Origin of the sequence: Citrobacter sp. Cpo061 (assembly GCF_030332845.1) — a bacterium.
GTDB lineage: Bacteria > Pseudomonadota > Gammaproteobacteria > Enterobacterales > Enterobacteriaceae > Citrobacter > Citrobacter portucalensis.
This window is the reverse complement of record NZ_JAOWHB010000036.1, coordinates 332,061-353,594: the sequence shown is the minus strand read 5'-3', so window position 1 is coordinate 353,594 and position 21,534 is coordinate 332,061. Positions and strand designations below refer to the sequence as shown.

Annotated in this window: 23 protein-coding genes; 10 read left to right on the top strand and 13 right to left on the bottom strand. The window is 50.1% G+C overall.

Annotated elements, in window-relative coordinates; all coding sequences use genetic code 11:
• Positions 1-22 precede the first annotated feature (22 nt).
• Both mlc and bioD read left to right on the top strand, forming a co-directional pair.
• A complete protein-coding gene (mlc, locus tag OGX97_RS07685; RefSeq protein ID WP_218659277.1) occupies positions 23-1,243 on the top strand; it encodes a sugar metabolism global transcriptional regulator Mlc in 1,221 nt (406 codons plus the stop codon).
• Positions 1,244-1,368: 125 nt separating this feature from the next.
• Positions 1,369-2,064 (top strand): dethiobiotin synthase, encoded by a 696-nt coding sequence (gene bioD, locus OGX97_RS07680; protein WP_020996409.1) that lies wholly within the window; start codon positions 1,369-1,371, stop codon positions 2,062-2,064.
• Here the strand turns inward: bioD and clcB are convergent.
• The 6 genes from clcB to OGX97_RS07650 all read right to left on the bottom strand — a co-directional run bounded on the left by clcB (position 2,020) and on the right by OGX97_RS07650 (position 8,465).
• Positions 2,020-3,309: a voltage-gated ClC-type chloride channel ClcB gene (gene clcB / locus OGX97_RS07675; protein ID WP_048216317.1), complete on the bottom strand. Its 1,290-nt coding sequence runs from the start codon at positions 3,307-3,309 to the stop codon at positions 2,020-2,022. The two genes, bioD and clcB, sit on opposite strands and share 45 nt — an antisense overlap.
• Before the next feature lie 119 nt (positions 3,310-3,428).
• Positions 3,429-4,043, bottom strand: coding sequence for a Tat proofreading chaperone DmsD (gene dmsD, locus OGX97_RS07670; protein WP_279850589.1), 615 nt, complete (start codon positions 4,041-4,043; stop codon positions 3,429-3,431).
• A gap of 42 nt (positions 4,044-4,085) precedes the next feature.
• A complete protein-coding gene (locus OGX97_RS07665) occupies positions 4,086-4,940 on the bottom strand; it encodes a dimethyl sulfoxide reductase anchor subunit family protein (RefSeq protein WP_048214220.1) in 855 nt (284 codons plus the stop codon).
• Position 4,941: 1 nt separating this feature from the next.
• Positions 4,942-5,559, bottom strand: coding sequence for a dimethylsulfoxide reductase iron-sulfur subunit DmsB (dmsB, locus tag OGX97_RS07660; protein WP_008784727.1), 618 nt, complete (start codon positions 5,557-5,559; stop codon positions 4,942-4,944).
• A 10-nt stretch (positions 5,560-5,569) separates the two neighbouring features.
• Complete coding sequence (ynfE, locus tag OGX97_RS07655; protein ID WP_149607215.1) at positions 5,570-8,008, bottom strand: selenate/tellurate reductase subunit YnfE; 2,439 nt, start codon at positions 8,006-8,008, stop codon at positions 5,570-5,572.
• Between the two features lie 148 nt (positions 8,009-8,156).
• Entirely contained in the window at positions 8,157-8,465 is a 309-nt protein-coding gene (locus tag OGX97_RS07650) for a DUF1161 domain-containing protein (RefSeq protein WP_008784729.1), read from the bottom strand.
• A gap of 102 nt (positions 8,466-8,567) precedes the next feature.
• Between OGX97_RS07650 and OGX97_RS07645 the strand changes: the two genes are divergently transcribed.
• Positions 8,568-9,278: a YnfC family lipoprotein gene (locus OGX97_RS07645; RefSeq protein WP_081003631.1), complete on the top strand. Its 711-nt coding sequence runs from the start codon at positions 8,568-8,570 to the stop codon at positions 9,276-9,278.
• A 6-nt stretch (positions 9,279-9,284) separates the two neighbouring features.
• Here OGX97_RS07645 and speG read toward each other — a convergent pair whose 3' ends face one another.
• The gene (speG, locus tag OGX97_RS07640; RefSeq protein ID WP_003832900.1) at positions 9,285-9,845 is read right to left on the bottom strand and encodes a spermidine N1-acetyltransferase; all 561 of its coding nucleotides are present in this window, start codon (positions 9,843-9,845) and stop codon (positions 9,285-9,287) included.
• A 35-nt stretch (positions 9,846-9,880) separates the two neighbouring features.
• Positions 9,881-10,222 (bottom strand): DUF1283 family protein, encoded by a 342-nt coding sequence (locus OGX97_RS07635; RefSeq protein ID WP_003032382.1) that lies wholly within the window; start codon positions 10,220-10,222, stop codon positions 9,881-9,883.
• Between the two features lie 153 nt (positions 10,223-10,375).
• On the opposite strand from OGX97_RS07635, the gene OGX97_RS07630 reads away from it, so the two are divergent.
• The 4 genes from OGX97_RS07630 (at position 10,376) to OGX97_RS07615 (ending at position 15,047) form a co-directional block, all read left to right on the top strand.
• Positions 10,376-10,702, top strand: coding sequence for a YnfA family protein (locus OGX97_RS07630; RefSeq protein ID WP_279850592.1), 327 nt, complete (start codon positions 10,376-10,378; stop codon positions 10,700-10,702).
• A 107-nt stretch (positions 10,703-10,809) separates the two neighbouring features.
• Positions 10,810-12,024 carry a starvation-sensing protein RspA gene (gene rspA, locus OGX97_RS07625; protein ID WP_003832907.1) on the top strand — a complete coding sequence of 405 codons (1,215 nt, stop codon included), beginning with the start codon at positions 10,810-10,812 and terminating at the stop codon, positions 12,022-12,024.
• A 60-nt stretch (positions 12,025-12,084) separates the two neighbouring features.
• Positions 12,085-13,419 (top strand): MFS transporter, encoded by a 1,335-nt coding sequence (locus OGX97_RS07620; protein WP_051642672.1) that lies wholly within the window; start codon positions 12,085-12,087, stop codon positions 13,417-13,419.
• A gap of 161 nt (positions 13,420-13,580) precedes the next feature.
• Complete coding sequence (locus OGX97_RS07615; protein WP_279850593.1) at positions 13,581-15,047, top strand: mannitol dehydrogenase family protein; 1,467 nt, start codon at positions 13,581-13,583, stop codon at positions 15,045-15,047.
• A 74-nt stretch (positions 15,048-15,121) separates the two neighbouring features.
• On the opposite strand, the gene ydfZ is transcribed toward OGX97_RS07615, so the two are convergent.
• From ydfZ to ydfG, 3 genes are all read right to left on the bottom strand, one after another.
• On the bottom strand, positions 15,122-15,325 hold the full coding sequence (gene ydfZ, locus OGX97_RS07610; protein ID WP_003032393.1) for a putative selenium delivery protein YdfZ: 204 nt from the start codon (positions 15,323-15,325) through the stop codon (positions 15,122-15,124).
• Between the two features lie 191 nt (positions 15,326-15,516).
• Entirely contained in the window at positions 15,517-16,203 is a 687-nt protein-coding gene (locus OGX97_RS07605) for a GntR family transcriptional regulator (protein WP_003032396.1), read from the bottom strand.
• 86 nt (positions 16,204-16,289) lie between these two features.
• Complete coding sequence (ydfG, locus tag OGX97_RS07600) at positions 16,290-17,036, bottom strand: bifunctional NADP-dependent 3-hydroxy acid dehydrogenase/3-hydroxypropionate dehydrogenase YdfG (RefSeq protein WP_020996406.1); 747 nt, start codon at positions 17,034-17,036, stop codon at positions 16,290-16,292.
• 137 nt (positions 17,037-17,173) lie between these two features.
• On the opposite strand from ydfG, the gene dcp reads away from it, so the two are divergent.
• The 3 genes from dcp to OGX97_RS07585 all read left to right on the top strand — a co-directional run bounded on the left by dcp (position 17,174) and on the right by OGX97_RS07585 (position 20,780).
• Positions 17,174-19,219, top strand: a complete 2,046-nt coding sequence (gene dcp / locus OGX97_RS07595) for a peptidyl-dipeptidase Dcp (protein WP_235123792.1) — start codon at positions 17,174-17,176, stop codon at positions 19,217-19,219.
• Between the two features lie 218 nt (positions 19,220-19,437).
• Positions 19,438-19,698, top strand: a complete 261-nt coding sequence (locus OGX97_RS07590; protein WP_235123791.1) for a hypothetical protein — start codon at positions 19,438-19,440, stop codon at positions 19,696-19,698.
• 155 nt (positions 19,699-19,853) lie between these two features.
• Positions 19,854-20,780 (top strand): diguanylate cyclase, encoded by a 927-nt coding sequence (locus OGX97_RS07585; RefSeq protein WP_218659269.1) that lies wholly within the window; start codon positions 19,854-19,856, stop codon positions 20,778-20,780.
• A 240-nt stretch (positions 20,781-21,020) separates the two neighbouring features.
• Here the strand turns inward: OGX97_RS07585 and OGX97_RS23280 are convergent, their stop codons facing one another.
• Both OGX97_RS23280 and mgtS read right to left on the bottom strand, forming a co-directional pair.
• Positions 21,021-21,065, bottom strand: coding sequence for a hypothetical protein (locus tag OGX97_RS23280; protein WP_424953288.1), 45 nt, complete (start codon positions 21,063-21,065; stop codon positions 21,021-21,023).
• A complete protein-coding gene (gene mgtS / locus OGX97_RS07580; protein ID WP_003032406.1) occupies positions 21,065-21,160 on the bottom strand; it encodes a protein MgtS in 96 nt (31 codons plus the stop codon). Before mgtS ends, OGX97_RS23280 begins: the two co-directional genes overlap by 1 nt.
• Between the last annotated feature and the right edge of the window lie 374 nt (positions 21,161-21,534).

Sequence of the window (21,534 nt, the reverse complement as noted above, 5' to 3'; positions counted from 1 at the left end):
GCGAAAATAAAGGGAGTAAGTGGTGGTTGCTGATAGTCAGCCTGGGCATATCGATCAAATTAAGCAGACCAATGCGGGTGCGGTTTATCGCCTGATTGATCAGCTGGGTCCGGTATCGCGTATTGATCTCTCCCGCCTGGCACAATTGGCGCCTGCCAGCATTACCAAAATTGTCCGCGAAATGCTCGAAGCGCATCTGGTGCAAGAGCTGGAAATCAAGGAAGCGGGTAGCCGTGGTCGTCCGGCCGTTGGGCTGGTTGTCGAAACGGAGGCCTGGCACTACTTATCCATTCGTATCAGTCGTGGCGAGATTATTCTGGCGCTACGCGATCTGAGCAGCAAGCTGGTGGTTGAAGATTGTCTGGAAATGGCGCTGGTCAGTGAAACGCCTCTGCTGGAACGCGTTATTACCCAGGTCGATCAGTTTTTCATCCGCCACCAGCAAAAGCTGGAGCGCTTAACCTCCATCGCCATCACCTTACCCGGTATTATCGATACTGAAAACGGTATCGTTCATCGCATGCCATTTTACGAAGATGTCAAAGAGATGCCGTTGGGCGAAGCGCTTGAGAACCATACCGGCGTGCCGGTGTATATTCAGCACGATATCAGCGCCTGGACGATGGCCGAGGCGCTTTTTGGCGCATCGCGCGGTGCGCGCGACGTCATTCAGGTGGTGATCGATCATAACGTGGGTGCAGGGGTGATCACTGACGGCCATTTGCTGCATGCAGGCAGCAGTAGCCTGGTGGAGATTGGTCATACGCAGGTCGATCCCTACGGTAAACGCTGCTATTGCGGCAACCATGGTTGTCTGGAAACAATCGCCAGCGTCGACAGCGTGCTCGAATTGGCGCAGGTGCGCCTGAAGCAGTCAATGAGTTCTTCTCTGCATGGGCAACCGTTAACGGTAGACGCGCTGTGTCTGGCGGCCATGCAGGGTGATTTATTGGCGAAAGATATCATTAGCGGCGTTGGGACCCACGTCGGTCGAATTCTTGCCATCATGGTGAATTTGTTCAACCCGCAAAAGATATTGATTGGCTCTCCGCTCAGTAAAGCGGCAGATATCTTGTTCCCAACCATCGCTGACAGCATTCGTCAGCAGGCGCTTCCGGCTTACAGTCAGCATATAGTCGTAGAAAGTACCCAGTTTACCAATCAGGGGACGATGGCGGGGGCGGCGCTCGTGAAGGACGCGATGTATAACGGTTCTTTGTTGATTCGTCTATTACAGGGTTAACATTTTTTAACTGTTGTACGAAAAATTGCGCTATCTCAAGCTGATCCTGGTCGTCATACCTTAGACTTTCTCCACTGTTTTATTTTCCTGACTTATATTTTCAAAGCATAACGGTGGAGTTAGTGATGCTGAAGCGTTTCTTTATTACAGGTACAGACACTTCTGTTGGGAAGACCGTGGTTTCCCGCGCATTACTACAAGCGTTAGCGTCAGGGGGTAAAAGCGTTGCGGGTTACAAACCTGTAGCCAAGGGCAGCAAAGAGACGCCCGAAGGTCTGCGCAACAAAGATGCACTGGTACTGCAAAGTGTGTCATCTATCGAGCTGCCTTATGAGGCGATTAACCCAATTGCGTTGAGCGAAGATGAAAGTAGCGTGGCGCATAGTGGTCCGGTCAATTACACCCTGTTATCCAACGGTCTCGCAAGCCTCAGCGAAAAAGTCGATCACGTTGTCGTGGAAGGCACCGGAGGCTGGCGGAGCTTGATGAACGATCTGCGTCCGTTATCGGAGTGGGTGGTGCAGGAACAACTGCCGGTGCTGATGGTAGTGGGTATCCAGGAAGGCTGTATTAATCATGCGATCCTCACCGCGCAGGCGATAGCCAGCGACGGGCTGCCGTTGATTGGTTGGGTTGCGAACCGCATTAACCCTGGGCTGGCGCATTATGCGGAAATCATTGATGTGCTGGGTAAAAAATTACCTGCACCGCTGATCGGTGAACTGCCTTATCTGCCTCGTGCAGAGCAACGTGAGTTGTCGCAGTACATCCGCCTTTCAATGCTCGGCAGCGTGCTGTCGGTAGATAGAGTCGTGGCGTAACGTACGCGACAGTACCGACGCCAGGACACAGGCGATCAGTAATCCGGGGAGCAGGCGATACTCCCCGGTCATTTCACAAACCATCAACGTCGACATTATTGGTGCATGCGTGGTAGCCGCCAGCAGCGTGGCCATCCCCGTTAATCCCAGCAAAATGGCAATTTCATCCGAGCCCGGAAGCCATAATCCCCATACCTGACCCAGCAACATGCCCACCGACAAGCCGACAAACAGCGTTGGCGTAAACACGCCACCCGGAGCACCGGATCCACTGCTGGCAAGCACCGCCAGTAATTTGCAGATAAAAATCCCGCCAACCACGGCCAGCAGCGGTGGTGAAAGTAAATATGACTGCACCACGCTGTAGCCATTACCCCAGACCGTAGGCGTGAGCAATGAAAGCAGGCCAACGATCAACCCGCCAAGCGCCAGTTGCCACGGTGGCGAGAGTTTTAAGCGCAAAAATACATTATGGCTGGCGGTCATCAACCACATGAAGAGCGGTCCGCAGATGCCAGCAGCCAGACCGGTGCTGACAATCATAACGTATTCCAGAGCATGTAATTCCCGCGACAGGTGCACGGTATACAGCAGCGCATTGCTGCCGCTAAGCAGATTGGTGGTGAGTAATGCGACTACGGCGGACACCACTACCGGCCCCAGTGAGGCGAGGATCAGTGTGCCAAACAATACTTCGGCAATAAATAAACTGCCCGCCAGCGGGGCATGATAGGCTCCAGCCATACCTGCAGCGGCGCCGCAGGCAATCCATAACTTCCATTCTGTACGCGGGGTAAAGCGTTGAGCAAAGCAGGAGGCTGCCAGGGCCGCCAGTAAAATCATGGCACCTTCACGTCCGATGGCGCTCCCGCTGGCAACGACCAGTAACGATGCCAGCGATTTCACCAGGCTTGCACTGACGTCAAATTGTCCGTCGGTTTGCAGGGCTTCCATATAATCAGTGGGAGCCTGCGGACGTAAACGGTTAAATTTTTGCCAGCCCCACAGTAGTAATCCAGCCGCCAGACCGCCGAGTGCAGGTGTCAGCATACGCCTTAAGGGCGAAAGGTTTGTCGCTGCGTTGACCAGACTCCCTGTGTTGTTGCTCAGAAACAACCATTCGAGAAGTAGCATGGCATGACGAAATCCTGCGACGGCCAGCGCAGCAAGGACGCCAATCAACGCGGCGATCAGCAGGCGGCGGAACATGGCACGCAGGTCAGGGTAAGCATGTAAATGATGCATGAGTGGCCAGACTGGAAAATTCAGACGCTCTATTTTGCGGCTATTAGGTAACAGAAGCAAAAGCTCAGCGTGCGCAACAGGATGCACCACAGGCAGGACGCATCCTACCTGTGACGAAACTAACGGAACAAAGGCTTATCGGCTACCAGGATCAGTAACTGTGATTGCCACTGTGCCAGCGTCAGACGCGCCAGCTCACCCAGCGCCTGGTAGAACGGATGGTCGGCTTTTTCGATAAACACATTAAGGAAGCGCGATGACCATGGGAACAGATGCCAGGCCAGCAGTTGCTCGCACTCGGTGTGGCGTTCGTTCTCGGCAAGCCAGGCCGTCAGCAACAGCAGCGAACCAAAGTGATCTTCTGGCTCATTTTGCTGCATGGCAAACTGGATGCCGTTGTCCCGCATCCACTGGCGTAATGCCAGCGTGGAGTCGCCAAACAACACGTTTTCACGATCCAGCCAGACGGATCCCCATGGCGGAGAAGGGAGCGCATAAGGCCCAACAAACAGACGTTGCCAGGCCTGCGGGAGAGACTCATCGGCATCAGCCTGAAACTGATCGACTAACGGCGAAAGCGTTGTCTTTTCAAGCGGCCACTGCGACTGCCAGCCTTCGGTTCTTAATGCACTGACCAGTGCCGAAGCTTCCGCACTGTCTGGGGCATAATAAAACAGCGCGCCGAGCACACGCGCTGCAGTAGAAAAGTTGTCTCGTTGTGAAAAATGGGTCATGCAAACAATCCTGAACAGTGCGGGTTGCCCCGCACCCGAAAGTTAACCTGCAACAGCCATTCCGACTGTCATATGTAAACCGTAAAACAATCCGCGGCCAATGATTTCACCGACAAGCACCAGAATTAACCCGAGCGCCAACCCGCCAACGGACGGTCGTTTGCGACGGATCAACGGACATATCCAGCAACCCAGACCCGCAGCCAACAGCAGCACACGCCAGACCTGTAAACTGCCGTAGTCGGGAACCAGCGCGCTGGCGGATTGTACCGAACTGTGGATCTCGCCGAGTGACAGTCCCTGCAGCACAATAACGGCCACCGTAACCAGCAGAGCCAATACGCTGATACCGGCGAATCTGACGACGTTAAAAGAAACACCTGCAGCACGCAGCAGCAGAGCGGCAAATAGCGGTCCACTGAGCAGCATCGTCATGAAAAACGCCAGTGTAGTATAGCCGTTATACCAGGTTGGGACGGTGTCTATCTGGTAGACGTTGGTCATCGCAAAGACAAATACCAGGCCCAGCAACATGCTCAACAGCAGCCAGATTTTACCTAACGCTGCGGGCATTTTACCGAGAAACGCCACCAGCCACCACAGGCCACCGACGGCGAAAAACAGCGAACCGCTGGCGATTTCGTTACTTAGCGCCGATGCGCCAATTTTGTTCAGCGAGTTAAACGCGCGCAGCGGCGAACCTAAATGCATAACCGAGGCGAGAAAGGCGATGCCCATTACCAGCCAGAGAAAAAACATACTGCGAACGATACGTTGTTTTGCCAGCTCGTCTTTAGCTGTCAGCCAGCCGCAACCACTGACGATCAGCGCCCCGGCTACGCACTGGCCCAGCACCGTAAACAGTACCAGCGGCCATTCATGCCATCCATTTCCCATATTACACCTCCTTTGGATTAGCCAGAAAACCCGTGGTATCCCCGGTCGGGCGGCAATTGGCGTTTGGTTTGATCACAATATTTGGTTTGGTGAAGTGCGCACCCGGCAGCGGGGCGACGGCAGCCAGTTCACCATGTTTTTTGCGCAGTTCGTCGATGGGGCCAAAATCCAGCGCACGCAGCGGACAGGACTCGACGCAGATGGGCTTTTTGCCGTCTGCCACGCGATCATGGCAGCCATCACACTTGGTCATATGTCCTTTCGCAGCATTGTACTGTGGCGCACCGTACGGGCAGGCCATATGACAGTAGCGACAGCCAATGCATACGTCTTCATCGACCACCACAAAACCATCCTCACGCTTATGCATCGCACCACTTGGACAAACCTTGGTGCAGGCCGGATCCTCGCAGTGGTTACAGGAGATGGAGAGATAGTAGGCAAAAACGTTCTGGTGCCAGACGCCGTTGTCTTCCTGCCAGTCACCACCTGCATATTCGTAAATCCGCCGGAAACTGACGTCAGGAGTGAGGTCTTTGTAGTCTTTGCAGGCCAGTTCGCAGGTTTTGCACCCGGTGCAACGACTGGAATCAATAAAAAATCCATACTGAGTTGTCATGGGTTAGTCCTTAAACCTTCTCGATCTCGACCAGATTAGTGTGCTGTGGGTTGCCTTTTGCCAGCGGTGAAGGGCGCTGTGTTGTCAGCGTATTGACGCAGGCGCCATGGTCAATTTTGTCGCCGGCCATATCGGCATCGTGCCATGCACCCTGGCCCATTGCGCTGACGCCAGGCAGGATCCGTGGCGTCACTTTGGCCGGAATACGTACTTCCCCGCGGTCGTTAAAGACCCGCACCATATCGCCATTTGCAATACCACGCTTTTGGGCATCGACGGGGTTGATCCACACTTCCTGACGACAGGACGCCTGCAGAACATCAATATTGCCGTAGCTGGAGTGCGTACGGGATTTGTAATGAAAGCCAAACAACTGCAGCGGAAATGCGCTGCGTTTAGGATCGTCCCACCCTTCAAACGTGGAGGCGTAGACGGGAAGTGGACTAATTACTTCATCCTTCTGCAACTCCCAGGTGTTGGCAATTTTCGCCAGCCGGCTGGAGTAAATTTCAATCTTTCCAGACGGTGTTTTGAGTGGATTGGCCTGCGGATCGTCGCGGAATTTTTTATAAGCGACAAAATGCCCGTTAGGATCTTTGCGTTTATAGATCCCCATTTTTTTCAGCTCGTCATAAGAAGGGAGCGCGGGGTCCTTGGCCAGCATTTTTGCATACAGATACTGGAGCCACTGTTCCTGAGTACGGCCTTCCGTAAACCGTTGATAGATATCATTGCCAAGGCGTTTGGCGACTTCGCTCATTATCCAGTAGATCGGTTTGCGTTCGAACTTCGGTGACGTCGCGGGTTGAATAAAAATGAGGTATCCCATGTTGCCCGCATAGTCGTTAGGAATGATGTCTTCCTGTTCGACGGTCATTAGGTCCGGCAGCAGGATATCGGCATATTTCGCTGAGGAGGTCATGAAGTTTTCGATGACCACTATCATTTCGCATTTCGTATCATCCTGAAGGATCTCATGCGTTTTATTGATATCTGAGTGCTGATTAGTAATGGTGTTGCCCGCGTAGTTCCAGATAAATTTAATCGGTACATCGAGCTTATCTTTACCGCGCACGCCATCGCGGGTTGCGGTCATTTCCGGACCCCGGGCGATGGCGTCGGTCCAGCTAAAGCAGGATATCTGGGTCTTGATGGGATTATCCGGCAGCGGCATGCGTTCAATCGTGATGGTGTAGGTTGATTCTCGTGCACCGCTATTGCCGCCGTTGATGCCAACGTTGCCGGTCAGGATTGGCAGCATCGCGATCGCGCGCGAAGTCAGTTCGCCGTTAGCTTGACGTTGTGGACCCCAACCCTGACAAATATACGCCGGTTTTGTACTACCGATTTCCCGTGCCAGTTTAATGATGCGCTCGGCCGGGATCCCTGTGACATGCGAGGCCCATTGGGGCGTTTTAGCGACACTGTCATCGCCATTGCCAAGTATATAGGCCTTGTAATGTCCGTTAGCGGGGGCGTCAGCGGGTAGGGTTTTCTCGTCATAACCGACGCAATATGTGTCGAGGAACGCCTGGTCGACCAGATCTTCGTTAATCAGGACCCAGGCGATTCCCGCCACCAGTGCGGCATCGGTTCCCGGACGGATAGGGATCCACTCATCTTCACGACCCGCAGCGGTATCGGTATAACGCGGGTCGATGACGATCATGCGGGCGTTAGAACGCTCCCGGGCCTGCTCAAGGAAGTATGTTATGCCACCGCCGCTCATGCGCGTTTCGGCAGGGTTATTGCCGAACATCACCACCAGCTTCGTGTTTTCAATGTCGGAGGTACTGTTGCCGTCATTTGAGCCGTAGGTGTAAGGCATTGCCGCCGCGATTTGTGCGGTACTGTATGTGCCGTAATGGCTCAGGAATCCGCCATAGCAGTTCATCAATCGAGCGACCAGCGAGGCATAAGGGGAGGAGCGAGTAATATTGCCGCCGACAATGCCAGAGGTGTAGTTGATATACACGGCCTCATTACCATATTTCTGTACGGTATTTTTTAAACTGGTGCTGATGGTATCCAGCGCTTCCTGCCAGGTTATGCGTTCGAATTTGCCCTCACCGCGTTTACCCACGCGCTTCATAGGATAATTGAGGCGGTCCGGATGATTGATCCGTCGACGGATTGAGCGTCCACGCAAACAGGCACGCACCTGGTGCTGACCATAAATATCGTCTCCGGTCGTATCAGACTCCACCCATACGACCTCGTCATCTTTGACGTGGAGTTGCAGGGCACAACGACTGCCGCAGTTCACGGAACAAGCGCCCCAAACCACTTTCTCTTCAGCCGGTTGCATTGCCTGTTGTACCGCAGCAGCTGCGGTGCGCATCCCAAAAGGTAACGATAACCCGCCAGCGGCAAGCGCCAACGAACCTATAGCCGAGGATTTCACTAACATCCTGCGGCTAATGCCTCCATATTGCTCAGTATCAGACATAACTCACTCCATTATAGTTATCGCTATATACTAATCTCTACAGCGAAATTAATAGCATGCTAATAATAGAGTGAGTTTACCCATTTATGAGTATGGCATCTTAATGCATATCAAACTGGAGTAACCCTCCGCGTACGGAGGGTATGATTTATTGCGGTTCGGCGACGTGCCCGTCCTGTGCAGGCGAGCTGTTGGCAGGGGCGTTTCCACTGTTAGTCCGGGTGTAGAGAATTTTGTGCGTATCGTTTGCACAATGTCCTACCACCAGTGAATCAGGTTGATCGGCCTGATCGTTGGGGACAATGTTCAGCGTAAAGCTGGACTCTGCGACGCCATTATTGATGATGCGCTGCTCGATATCGCTTTTCACGCGTTCACATGACGCAGGTGCCGCCAGAACCTGTGGGGATGCAACTGCCAGTAAGATCGCGGCAATTCCTGTTACGTATTTCATCATCAGCTCCTTTATGATCGACATAGACTAAGATTAGCATTTCTGGTGTAAATAACTGTATTTGCTAATATGATTGAGAATTATCTTCTAATCCCGGTGAAAAATGTGAAGAAACAGACCCTGTTAGGTTTCCTGTGTGTCGTGCTGGTTGGGTGTGATAACGCCAAAGGGCTGGTTTCCTTTACGCCGGAAATGGCCAGTTTTTCCAATGAGTTTGATTTCGATCCGCTGCGCGGGCCGGTGAAAGATTTCAGTCAGACGCTGCTCAACGACAAAGGTGAGGTCACTAAGCGCGTTGCTGGTACCCTGTCACAGGAAGGGTGTTTCGATACACTTGAACTGCACGATATCGAAAACAATACCGGTATGGCGCTGGTCCTGGATGCTAACTACTATCGGGATGCCGAAACGCTGGAAAAACGGATCCGTTTACAGGGCAAATGCCAACTGGCTGAACTGCCTGCTGCCGGTGTGGTGTGGGATACCGACGATAACGGCTTTGTCGTTTCCGCCACGGGGAAAGAGATGAAGGTGCAGTATCGATATGATGCCGAAGGCTACCCGCTGGGCAAAACAACCGTCAGTAAGGACAGCACTTTGCAGGTTGATGCTAAACCGTCGGTTGACCCATTGAAGAAGTTAGATTACACCGCGGTGAGCATGCTCAATAATCATCCGTTAGGCAATGTCAAACAAACGTGCAAATACGATGAATACGCAAATCCGATCAACTGCCAGCTTGTTATCGTTGATGAGAGCGTGAAGCCGGCAGTTGAACATCATTACTCGATTGAAAACACGATCGACTACTACTAGTCGTGTTTACTGAGCGGTAGGTTGCAGCAGGTTAGGGCCTGCCGTTTTGTGTTCTGCCAGATACTGCTGCTGGAAGATGCACATGCGGATAGTGTTGCGGTACTGGCCGTTAATGAAAAATTCATGAATCAGCTCGCCTTCCACCATAAAACCGAGTTTACGGTAGATGTGGATGGCTTTTTCGTTCTCTTTATCAACGATCAAATACAGTTTATAGAGGTTAAGTACGGTAAAGCCATAGTCCATTGCCAGCTTTGCTGCCCGTGAGGCCAGACCCTTCCCCTGATATTCCGGCGAAATAATAATCTGGAACTCGGCCCGGCGGTGTACATGGTTAATTTCAACCAATTCCACCAGCCCGGCTTTTTCACCGTCGCACTCCACCACGAAGCGGCGTTCGCTTTGGTCGTGGATGTGTTTGTCATACAGGTCTGACAGCTCAACAAACGCTTCGTAAGGCTCTTCGAACCAGTAGCGCATTACGCTGGCATTATTATCAAGCTGATGGACGAATCGTAAATCTTCACGCTCCAGCGGGCGCAACTTAACACTGAGGGCGCTAGTCATATCGTATCCTTTCAATATCCTTCAAAGTGCAATGATTATGGGGCAACGGTGCGGCCAGTACGGCGGTCGAGGCAGCGCAGGGTGTTAGGTTCCCAGTACGCATTAATATTAGCGCTCTGCTCGCACTTATCACGGCTATCAAAGGCCGTATCGGCTTTGTCCCACTCTTTCTCTGCACGTTTATTGACTTTCTGGCGAAGCTGACGCGTATCGTTCCATTGTTCCTTTTCCATTGCGGCTTGTTGACGACTTTGCGCACTGTCTCCGGATTCAATGACCAGTTTACTGGTTTCAGCAAATGCCGAAGAGGTGTACACAGCCGCAGCCAGCGTCAGCATAGCCGTCAGGCACAGGCGTTTGGTCAGTGTAATTTTCATGGTGAATTCCTTTTATGGGAAAGGGTAAAAACGATAAAACAGGGTTAAATTCTACACTATTCCAGTTTGCGGGCATACCCACCCGGTGGATATGGATACGCTAACGAGATTCTGTCGTATCATGGTTAAACCGAAGGTAACTGAATAACATCAATGCTTAAGACCACATTTCTTTTTTTCATCACCGCGTTATGCGAAATCATTGGCTGCTTTTTACCCTGGCTTTGGCTTAAGCGAGGAGCTACAGCCTGGTTGCTGATACCCGCCGGGGTGTCACTGGCTTTATTCGTCTGGTTGCTGACACAGCATCCGGCAGCCAGCGGGCGTGTATACGCAGCCTATGGCGGTGTTTACGTGGTGACCGCGCTGCTATGGCTACGTATTGTCGATGGTGTAAAACTCAGTTTGTATGACTGGTCTGGCGCGCTGGTGGCGTTGTGCGGCATGCTGATCATTGTGGCTGGATGGGGGCGCGCATAGCGCCTTTTTTGTGATCAAACAGCGTTTTTTTGATCTTTATACTTGTATGGTAGTAGCTCAGTTGAGTAAATTTCCTGCATCACAAGAACAGATGTAGGGAATAAGAAATGAAGATTGTTGGGGCTGAAGTGTTTGTCACCTGTCCTGGGCGTAATTTTGTAACGTTGAAAATTACGACAGAAGATGGGATCACCGGGCTGGGAGATGCCACGTTAAATGGACGCGAGCTGTCCGTGGCGTCCTATCTGAAAGATCACGTGTGTCCGCAGCTTATTGGTCGCGATGCGCATCGTATTGAGGACATCTGGCAGTTTTTCTACAAAGGTGCGTACTGGCGTCGTGGTCCGGTCACCATGTCGGCGATTTCTGCGGTGGATATGGCTCTCTGGGATATCAAAGCGAAAGCGGCGAATATGCCGTTGTACCAGTTGCTCGGCGGTGCTTCTCGTGAAGGGGTTATGGTCTACTGCCACACCACAGGCCATACCGTTGATGACGTACTCGAAGATTATGCACGTCATAAAGAAATGGGCTTTAAAGCGATTCGTGTGCAGTGCGGCGTACCGGGTATGAAAACCACTTACGGTATGTCTAAGGGCAAAGGACTGGCCTATGAACCCGCCACCAAAGGGCAATGGCCGGAAGAACAGTTGTGGTCAACGGAGAAATACCTGGATTTCACGCCAAAACTGTTTGCCGCCGTGCGTGACAAGTTTGGTTTCAACGAACATCTTTTACACGATATGCACCACCGTCTGACGCCAATTGAAGCGGCCCGTTTCGGCAAAAGCATTGAACAGTACCGTTTGTTCTGGATGGAAGATCCAACACCCGCTGAAAACCAGGAGTGCTTCCGCCTGATCCGCCAGCATACCGTCACGCCGATTGCGGTAGGGGAAGTGTTCAACAGCATCTGGGACTGTAAACAGCTTATTGAAGAACAACTGATCGACTATATCCGCACCACCATCACCCATGCGGGTGGTATCACCGGTATGCGCCGGATTGCTGATTTCGCGTCGCTGTATCAGGTTCGTACCGGTTCACATGGACCTTCCGATCTGTCGCCTGTGTGCATGGCCGCCGCGCTGCATTTTGATCTGTGGGTACCGAACTTCGGCGTACAGGAATATATGGGCTATTCCGAGCAAATGCTGGAAGTGTTCCCACATAACTGGACCTTTGATAACGGCTATATGCACCCAGGAGACAAACCTGGTCTTGGGATCGAGTTTGACGAAAAACTGGCGGCGAAATATCCGTATGACCCTGCATATCTGCCCGTTGCTCGCCTGGAAGATGGCACGCTGTGGAACTGGTAAATATAAATTTTACGTACGAAAGATGTTGATTAACCCAATACCCTACAGAAGGTTAAACTTATGGTTAGTTCAGTCGATATTAAAAATAACGTAGATAATAAGCCTATTATTCGTCGAGTGGCTTCAGCATCCGCAATTGGTACTGCTGCTGAGTATTATGATTTTTTTGCATACGGGACTGCAGCTGTACTCTTTTTTGGTCATCTATTTTTCCCGAGTGACGATCCGTTAATAAGTACTCTCGCTGCTTTTGCAACCTATGCTGTTGGTTTCCTTGCAAGACCATTAGGAGGAATCGTCTTTGGGCATATTGGCGATAAGGTTGGGCGTAAAAAAGCACTGGTTATTACTATATTAATTGTTGGTTTGGGGACGTTCTGTATAGGGTTATTACCTACATATGAGAAAATAGGTGTCTGGGCTCCAGCTTTACTTATTTTTATTCGTGTATTACAGGGATTTGGCGTTGGAGGTGAGCAAGCTGGTGCAGTACTGATGACGGCTGAATATTCTGAACCCAAACATCGTGGATTTTTTTCCAGTTGGGTTCAAATCGGTGCGCCGGTTGGTTTCCTCCTGCCGTTAGCGCTCTTTGCGCTGTTAAATGCCACACTTTCTCCAGAGGCAATGATGGATTACGGGTGGCGTATACCGTTTCTGTTGAGTCTGTTGCTGGTTATTGTTGGACTGTTTATCCGCTTAAAAATTGATGAATCACCTGTCTTTGCTCAGATTAGGGAGACAAAAGCAGAAGAATCACGTCCATTAGTTGAAGTTATCCGCGATTTTCCTGGCATTGTTGTCAAGGGGGTCTGCGCGAAACTGATTGAAGCTTGCACATTTGCAATGTTCACAGTGATTGTTTTGGCTTACGGCAAGGCAAACAATCTTGATGCTAATATTTTGATGGAGACAATGATCGTTGCGGTCATAATAGAAATAATTGCAATACCGTTGATGGGGTCGCTATGCGATAAAATTGGACGTAAACCAGTCTATATTATCGGTGCGCTGCTGCAGGTCGTTATGATTATTCCTTTCTTTCTTGCGATTAATCAGGATAGTTTTTGGCTTACACAAATAGTAATGATCCTGGTACTGAGTGTTGGGCATAGTATGTGTTATGCACCTCAGGCTTCTTATTTTCCGGAGCTTTTCCCAACTCATATTCGCTGTAGCGGAATAGCTTTAATTTGGCAACTGGGGTCGCTAATAGGCAGTGGCATTCTTGGACTGGTAGCAGTAAAAATTCTGCAAGTAACAGGTGGACATTACTATGGACTTGCAACCTATGTGATTGTACTTGGAGTTATCTCAATTATTGGTTTGTTGATGATGCCGGAAACCGCTCCGCAAAGACTTAAGCGTGAATATCAGCAGTGGCAGAAACATTAATATCCTTTGGCGGCAGTATGCCGCCAAATTCACTGACTTTGGTATATAACTCAACAAATGATGTCATACCAATCATAAAAAGCTTAATGCAAATCAAAACATACAACCATACAGGCGTTACTCTGGAACAGTCCTGATTTCATTTATAAGTAGGCCATACCATGCAAAACAAGCTCTTAGCGGCAAAGGCTGCACTTCCTGACTACGATCGTACAAAACTGGTTCCGCGTATTGTTCATCTGGGGTTTGGCGCGTTTCACCGCGCACATCAGGGTGTTTACGCTGACATTCTGGCCGCCGATCACGGCAGTGACTGGGGCTACTGCGAAGTGAACCTGATTGGCGGCGAGCAGCAGATTTTCGATCTGAAACAGCAAGATAATCTGTATACCGTTGCAGAGATGTCTGCTGATGCCTGGACTGCGAGAGTCGTGGGCGTGGTGAAAAATGCATTGCATGCGCAGGTTGATGGTCTGGAAAGCGTACTGGCAGCGATGTGTGAACCGCAGGTTGCGATCGTTTCCCTGACCATCACCGAGAAAGGATACTGCCATTCTCCGGTGACCGGCCAACTGATGTTAGACAACCCAATGATTGCAGCCGATCTGCAAAACCCCAAACAGCCTAAAACTGCGCCGGGCGTGGTGGTTGAAGCCCTGGCGCGTCGCAAAGCTGCGGGTTTAGCCGCCTTTACCGTGATGTCCTGCGATAACATGCCAGAAAACGGTCATGTGATGCGCAATGTTGTCACTGCATATGCCCGAGCGGTGGATATGCAACTGGCCGCGTGGATCGAACAACATGTGACCTTCCCATCAACAATGGTTGACCGCATTGTCCCAGCGGTTACGCAGGAGACACTAGACAAAATTGAACATATCACCGGTGTACGCGACCCGGCAGGCGTGGCATGCGAACCGTTCCGCCAGTGGGTAATTGAAGATAACTTTGTTGCCGGCCGTCCTGAATGGGAAAAGGCCGGGGCGGAACTGGTGGCCGATGTCATTCCGTTTGAAGAGATGAAACTGCGTATGCTCAACGGCAGCCACTCTTTCCTTGCGTATCTTGGATATCTGGCGGGATATCAACACATTAACGATTGCATGGGCGATGAAAACTATCGTCTTGCTGCACGTGCGTTGATGTTGCAGGAACAAGCACCTACGCTGAAAGTAAAAGGTGTTGATCTACAGCGTTACGCCGATCTGTTAATTGAACGCTACAGCAATCCGGCGCTGCGTCATCGTACCTGGCAGATCGCCATGGACGGTAGCCAAAAACTGCCGCAGCGTATGCTTGATTCCATTCGTTGGCACATTGTGCACGGTAGTGACTTTGCGCTGCTGGCACTGGGTGTCGCTGGTTGGATGCGTTACGTTGGTGGTGTGGATGAACAGGGCCAGGCGATTGAAATTAGCGATCCACTGTTGCCGGTGATCCAGAATGCAGTGCGTAGCAGTAACGAGGGCGAAGAGCGCGTTCAGGCGCTGCTGGCAATCGATGCTATTTTTGGTCACGAACTGCCACAGGTTGAACTGTTCAACCGTCAGGTCACACAAGCGTATCTTACTTTACTGGCTGAAGGGGCGAAGGCGACGGTTGCGAAGTATGCAGCAAAACTGAAATAACGAAGATTATGCTCTATGTCGCCATCTGGCTTGCAACGGCCAGATGGCGCTGTGTTTTCTGGCATTCACACCAATTAGTTCATGCCTAAACGAATCAGCTCGAGGGGGGCGTATTTGCCTTCACATCCTTCGATTTCCACTGTTTTCCCGCGGCGAATCTGCTCAGCGGTCAGGCCATCGGTATCTATCGCTGTAATGCGGCCTGTGAGTCCGGTGTCGCTGATCATGACGCGGCTGCCAGTGGTGATTGCGTTACGGTTACGATCGTATGTTTTCATGGTGTTTTCTCCTTTCCAACTTACCGTCAAAGCCCGTGGGCTTTTAGTCCCACGTAACGGGCGCAATATAAATACGCTTCTCGTTAATGATTTTTTTTGTTTTCGATCAAAATCACAGCTTTTTTTATGCAGTTATGCAGGAGAGGGGAAAATGCAGGAGAAACTCACCCCGGAGTGAGGTGAGCGTAGTATTAATCTTCGCTGAACCAGTCGCTATTTTCCTGACGAATAAGCTGAACGGACTCACCAATTTCCTGAAGATGGAGCATCATTGCGCGCTCGACCGCATCGCCATCATGCTTCTCAAGGGCGGCAAAGATATCGTGATGCTGGCGTAGCAGCATTTCAGGCGGGGAAATATGATCCAGGCTCATATAACGAACGCGGTCAATTGTAGCCTTTATATTCTCAACGGTATCCCAGGCGAGTTGGCACTCGGCGATTAAAGCCAGTTTCTGATGAAACTCATCATCAAGCTGGAAGAAATCATTAATCTGTTTTCGGTCAATTGCGATGCGCTGCTGATGCAAATTTTGTTCAAGCTGATAGCACTGTTGATCGTTGATCAGCGATGCGGCACGACGTACCACAGCACATTCAATTGCCTGGCGAACAAAACAGCCGTTTTGCACCTGCGACAGCGAAATTTTATTCACGTAGCTGCCACGCTGTGGGCGGATCTGAATCAGACCGTTCTCGGCCAGTTTGATGAATGCTTCTCGTACCGGCTGGCGTGACACATTAAAACGTACGGAAACCTCTTTCTCCGACAGCGGTGTACCGGGTGCAATCAGACAATGCACGATATCACGGCGAAGAATACGGTAAATCTGTTGATTTACTGGCTGTGTAGGGTTGAGCTGCGTTTCTACGGTCATTCATTCTTACTTTTTAGAGAGTTAACCCGGATATTTTATCACTTCTTTCAGGCTATCTATACCCGGCGCAAGGCCGGGCAGAGAAATTAGCTCCGGTGGATACTCAGCCCGGCAAAAGACTGTGTGACAGGCATCATTTCAAGGGTGTTGATATTGACATGAGCCGGTAAAGAAGCCACCCACCATACCGCTTCTGTAACATCTTGCGGAGTCAGCGCCGTGGTATTTTCGTAGGCTTTTTCAGCTTTGGCGTCATCACCTTTAAAACGGACATTAGAGAACTCCGTACCGCCAACCAGACCCGGCTCGATGTCGGTAACGCGAATTGCAGTGCCGTGTAAATCAGTACGTAAATTCAAGCTAAACTGGCGAACAAACGCTTTGGTCGCACCGTAGACGTTACCGCCAGCGTATGGCCAGCTGCCCGCGGTAGAACCGATATTGATAATATGACCGCGGTTGCGTTCAACCATGCCTGGCAGAACGGCACGGGTCATATAAACCAGCCCTTTGTTGTTGGTGTCGATCATATTCTCCCAGTCTTCAATGCTGGCCTTGTGAGCAGGTTCAAGGCCCAGCGCCAGACCCGCGTTGTTGACCAGAACATCAATATTGCGCCATTCAGCAGGCAGGGCATCCATCATCTCTTCAATCGATGCACGATTACGTACGTCCAGTTGCGCGGTATAGAGGCGGTCACCCAATTCCTCTTTCAGTTCCTGCAGGCGCTCCTGGCGGCGTCCGGTGGCAATAACTTTATGCCCATTCTCAATAAAACGACGCGTAATGCACTCACCAAAACCTGCGGTTGCTCCGGTTACTAAAACGATCATCTCACTGTTCCTCAACGCTTTTTATGTCGTACTACCATAGCACGTCATTTCCGTTCAGAGCTATTCCTGCGTAACGCGATTGCGGTTGATTCCTGGGAAGTCTACTCTGGTAAACAAATCGTTTTCAGGAGTGAAAGATGTCGTTAACGAATCCTTTTTTACGTCACAGCACGTTGCCGTACCAGGCACCGCAGTTTGATCAGATAGAGGTGCAGCACTATCGCCCAGCGTTCGATGAAGGCGTGCGGCAAAAACGTGCAGAGATCGAGGCGATTGTGCAAAACCCGCAGGCCCCTGATTTTGCCAATACGTTGCTGGCGCTTGAACAAAGCGGCACGCTGCTCACACGTGTAACCAGCGTTTTCTTCGCGATGACGGCGGCGCACACAAACGATGAACTACAGCGCCTTGACGAAGAGTTTTCCGCAGAACTGGCGAACCTTGCCAATGATATTTATCTCAATGGCGCGCTTTTTTCGCGCGTTGAAGCGGTCTGGCAACAGCGAGGTTCGCTGGGGCTCGATTACGAATCATTACGCTTGCTGGAGGTCATCCACCAGCGTTTTGTATTAGCCGGCGCGCGTCTGAATGAGGTCGATAAAGCGAACCTTAAAGCGCTCAATACAGAGTCCGCCACGTTGACCAGCCAGTTTAATCAACGTCTGCTGGCGGCGAACAAGTCCGGTGCTCTGGTGGTGGATGATGCACGTTACCTGGACGGACTCAGCGCAGAGGAAATTGCTGTTGCCGCCGAAGCTGCAAAGGAGAAAGGGCTTGAAGTGCGTTGGGTTATCCCGCTATTGAACACGACTCAGCAACCGGCGCTTGCGGCGTTACGCGATCGCCAGACCCGTGAGAATCTGTTCAACCGCGCATGGACGAGAGCAGAAAACAATGACGCTAACGATACTCGGGCGATTATTCAGCGACTGGTCGAGATCCGGATGCAGCAGGCGAAGCTACTCGGTTTTGCCAATTACGCTGCATGGAAAATTGCCGATCAGATGGCAAAAACACCGGAAGCGGCACTCAATTTCATGCGGGCGATTGTTCCCGCTGCGCGAGCCAGGGCATTGGATGAACAGGCCGAAATCCAGAATGTTATCAATCACGAACAGGGGCAATTTAACGTCGAGGCCTGGGACTGGGCATTTTATGCCGAGCAGGTTCGTCGTGAGAAATATGCTCTTGATGAGGCGCAGCTCAAACCTTACTTTGCCCTTGATACGGTGCTGAACGAGGGCGTTTTCTGGACAGCTAATCAACTCTTTGGCATAAAATTTATAGAACGGTTCGACATTCCTGTTTATCACCCGGATGTTCGGGTATGGGAAATATTCGATCACGATGGCGTAGGGCTGGCGTTATTTTACGGCGATTTCTTTGCCCGGGAATCGAAAAGCGGTGGTGCCTGGATGGGCAATTTTGTTGAGCAATCGCAACTCAATGAAACCCGGCCGGTTATTTACAACGTGTGTAATTATCAAAAACCGGCAAAAGGTCAGCCTGCATTGTTATTGTGGGATGATGTTATTACGTTATTTCATGAGTTTGGGCACACGTTGCATGGCCTGTTCGCCACTCAGCGTTATGCCACGCTTTCAGGGACCAACACTCCGCGTGATTTTGTTGAGTTTCCTTCGCAGATCAACGAACACTGGGCGAGTCATCCGCAGGTCTTTGCTCGTTTTGCTCGTCATGTTGATACCGGGGAGCAAATGCCGCAGGCGTTGCGGAATAAGATGCAGCGGGCCAGCCTGTTTAACAAAGGTTACGACATGACCGAACTGCTCAGTGCCGCATTGTTGGATATGCGTTGGCACAGTCTGGAAAAGAGCGCGTTATCTCTTTCGGTCGATCAATTTGAACAGCAGGCGCTGGCGGCTGAAGGTTTGGATCTCAAGGCTGTGCCGCCTCGTTATCGCAGCAGCTATTTTGCCCATATCTTCGGCGGCGGCTATGCCGCAGGGTATTACGCCTATTTGTGGACGCAAATGTTGGCCGATGACGGCTATCAGTGGTTTGTAGAGCAGGGCGGATTAACTCGCGAAAACGGGCAGAAATTCCGCGAAGCGATTTTGTCCCGCGGTAACGGTACTGATTTAACTGAACTTTATCGCCAATGGAGCGGGCGTGATCCAAAAATGGAGACAATGCTGGAACATCGTGGTTTGAGCGTCTAAGAGATTATTAGCCAGAATATTGAGCCGGGCGTGATGCCCGGTTTTTTATTATTTTAAAAGATGGCAATTTTTAGGGTTTTATATGAAAGTTGACAATAATAGTTATCAACAAATGATGATGAAATATATTCAGGAATGCTAGTTTAATAATGATGATGCCTTTGGATGTTTGATAAGATTAGCGTTCATGTACGGGCAGGTTTCTCAGGTAATTGTTAATGAAAATAGGGGTTCTAATAGCTGTGCTTGTTATGTCCGGATGTGCAGATAGTAAAATTGTGCAATCCAGCGTCACTCCGTTTACGCCACATGTTTCACGCTCAAATGCTGAAATCATCGCACGGTATAAGGAAGCGCGTGAATCCGGGTTTTCCCATGGTTCTGCGTATCAATATGCCAGAGGCGACAAAACCTACACATCCGATCAATTAGAGGTGATTGGGCTTAATGAAATGCTGAATGAACCGTTATTGGTTTGACCACTTTATTGACAACGCTATGCCACACCAGATGGTATAGCGTAATATCCTGTTAATTACGATTTATTAATTACTATTAAAAAATTTACATAAATTTTCTTTTTTATCGTTAAGATAATTCCATCAGAAACGCTCGAACAGGGAGGGAGAACGTGATGATGAGAAATACGAAGGAAATAGATGCAATTTTGATTGAGTTGAACAAGTCCATTGATGCCCACTACAAATGGTTAGTGACAATGTTCCGCTGCGTGGTGTCTTCAGATGTTACACAGCCGGATATTATGGGTGAAAACTCGCATTTTGCTTGTCGATTTGGACAGTGGCTTGATAATCAATCACGGTACAATGAGGATGATTGTAGTTACGTAAGCAAGATAAGCGCCACCCACGAAAAGATGCATTTATCAGGCAAGAAATTGCTAATGGCTATCGTGGAGAATCGTAGCCATTCATGGCATTTCGACAGCTTCCAGGATGCGCTGCTGGCATTTACCTCATCTGTAATGGACTACAAAATATATTTATTGAGTATCCGCAGTAATATCGACGCATTAACAGGTTTACCTGGCAGAAGAATGCTCGATGAGTCTTTTGATCGGCAGTTGCTCGATGCCGAACCGCTTAATCTTTATATATTGTTGTTAGATATCGATCGTTTTAAATACGTTAACGATACCTACGGCCATTTGGTTGGTGACGTGGTATTGCGGGCTCTGGCATCAAATTTATTGTCATGGACGCGATATGATGAGGCGGCGTACCGCTACGGTGGAGAAGAGTTCATTATCATCATCAGGACAAAAACGGACGAGCAGGCATGCCAGGCGGGTTTGCGACTTTGTCGTCTGATTGGTCAGAAAAAAATTCCCTACGCTGAGGGAGAGATCGGTATCACGGTGACGGCAGGCATAACCCGGGTTCAACAGGGTGAAACGCTGGATACCGCGCTTGGTCGGGCCGACAGGGCGATGTATCAGGGGAAACAGACCGGCAGGAATCGCTGCATGTTTATGGATGAAAATGAGCAAATTGCGTTGGTGGACACCAATGACGGAACCTCGTATCCCCTCAGTGCGTGAGTTTTCGAAAAACGCTTTGAGGTAGTTGCGTTTCGTTTAACTTTCATTGGGGTTGTCGGTGATAGGTTAGCTGACTATCCGTTATCTTCGCAGGGAATTGCCAGATAGCGTATAAAAGCAAAACACAAATCTATCCATGCAAGCATTTACCGCTGGTTTATCCGGCGGTTTTTTTTATCTGTAAATCAAGAAAAAGGCACAGCGAGTGCGATTCAGGTAAAAAAATGGCCCCTTGTGCAGCTACGCAACAAGGGGCCGGTTCGGTGCAGGACTATCTCCGTTCATCAATCATCCCATCTGTGGCTAAAATACGCGGCCAGGAAACCGGAAAATAAAATAATTCCCAGAACAGCCATAAAAATATTCATATTACCCAGCATAGTAAATGCTCCTTTATCTGTGAGTTTCCTCTCTTACCTTAAGTTCACCTCGCTTATGACTATAGTAGCAATTCAATCTTAAACAAAGGCTGAACTGTGTGATTATTTCGACTGAAAAGTAAATTTTTGACATGATCACGTCGAATAAAATAAATAATAGTGACGAGACACATTTATCTGCGCACAAATAACCCTGTTTTTAAACCCTGAGTCGCTGTTATGACGGTGTGCTGCTGATACAGATTGTTGCACGTTTATAATGCAGAGTTGTCTCATGGTGGTTCAATTTTTCGTGTGATTAATCCTTTTGGCGGGAAAATGTAATACTGATCTATGTGCGCGAGATGCTAATTTGTTGATTTTATATGAGGTTT

What these genes read in the sequence shown, in the direction of transcription:
- bioD (WP_020996409.1), top strand. Translation starts at nt 1,369, where the DNA reads ATGCTGAAGCGTTTCTTTATTACAGGTACAGACACTTCTGTTGGGAAG.
- clcB (WP_048216317.1), bottom strand. Translation starts at nt 3,309, where the DNA reads ATGCATCATTTACATGCTTACCCTGACCTGCGTGCCATGTTCCGCCGC.
- dmsD (WP_279850589.1), bottom strand. Translation starts at nt 4,043, where the DNA reads ATGACCCATTTTTCACAACGAGACAACTTTTCTACTGCAGCGCGTGTG.
- OGX97_RS07665 (WP_048214220.1), bottom strand. Translation starts at nt 4,940, where the DNA reads ATGGGAAATGGATGGCATGAATGGCCGCTGGTACTGTTTACGGTGCTG.
- dmsB (WP_008784727.1), bottom strand. Translation starts at nt 5,559, where the DNA reads ATGACAACTCAGTATGGATTTTTTATTGATTCCAGTCGTTGCACCGGG.
- ynfE (WP_149607215.1), bottom strand. Translation starts at nt 8,008, where the DNA reads ATGTCTGATACTGAGCAATATGGAGGCATTAGCCGCAGGATGTTAGTG.
- OGX97_RS07650 (WP_008784729.1), bottom strand. Translation starts at nt 8,465, where the DNA reads ATGATGAAATACGTAACAGGAATTGCCGCGATCTTACTGGCAGTTGCA.
- speG (WP_003832900.1), bottom strand. Translation starts at nt 9,845, where the DNA reads ATGACTAGCGCCCTCAGTGTTAAGTTGCGCCCGCTGGAGCGTGAAGAT.
- OGX97_RS07635 (WP_003032382.1), bottom strand. Translation starts at nt 10,222, where the DNA reads ATGAAAATTACACTGACCAAACGCCTGTGCCTGACGGCTATGCTGACG.
- OGX97_RS07630 (WP_279850592.1), top strand. Translation starts at nt 10,376, where the DNA reads ATGCTTAAGACCACATTTCTTTTTTTCATCACCGCGTTATGCGAAATC.
- rspA (WP_003832907.1), top strand. Translation starts at nt 10,810, where the DNA reads ATGAAGATTGTTGGGGCTGAAGTGTTTGTCACCTGTCCTGGGCGTAAT.
- OGX97_RS07620 (WP_051642672.1), top strand. Translation starts at nt 12,085, where the DNA reads ATGGTTAGTTCAGTCGATATTAAAAATAACGTAGATAATAAGCCTATT.
- OGX97_RS07615 (WP_279850593.1), top strand. Translation starts at nt 13,581, where the DNA reads ATGCAAAACAAGCTCTTAGCGGCAAAGGCTGCACTTCCTGACTACGAT.
- ydfZ (WP_003032393.1), bottom strand. Translation starts at nt 15,325, where the DNA reads ATGAAAACATACGATCGTAACCGTAACGCAATCACCACTGGCAGCCGC.
- OGX97_RS07605 (WP_003032396.1), bottom strand. Translation starts at nt 16,203, where the DNA reads ATGACCGTAGAAACGCAGCTCAACCCTACACAGCCAGTAAATCAACAG.
- ydfG (WP_020996406.1), bottom strand. Translation starts at nt 17,036, where the DNA reads ATGATCGTTTTAGTAACCGGAGCAACCGCAGGTTTTGGTGAGTGCATT.
- dcp (WP_235123792.1), top strand. Translation starts at nt 17,174, where the DNA reads ATGTCGTTAACGAATCCTTTTTTACGTCACAGCACGTTGCCGTACCAG.
- OGX97_RS07590 (WP_235123791.1), top strand. Translation starts at nt 19,438, where the DNA reads ATGAAAATAGGGGTTCTAATAGCTGTGCTTGTTATGTCCGGATGTGCA.
- OGX97_RS07585 (WP_218659269.1), top strand. Translation starts at nt 19,854, where the DNA reads ATGATGAGAAATACGAAGGAAATAGATGCAATTTTGATTGAGTTGAAC.
- mgtS (WP_003032406.1), bottom strand. Translation starts at nt 21,160, where the DNA reads ATGCTGGGTAATATGAATATTTTTATGGCTGTTCTGGGAATTATTTTA.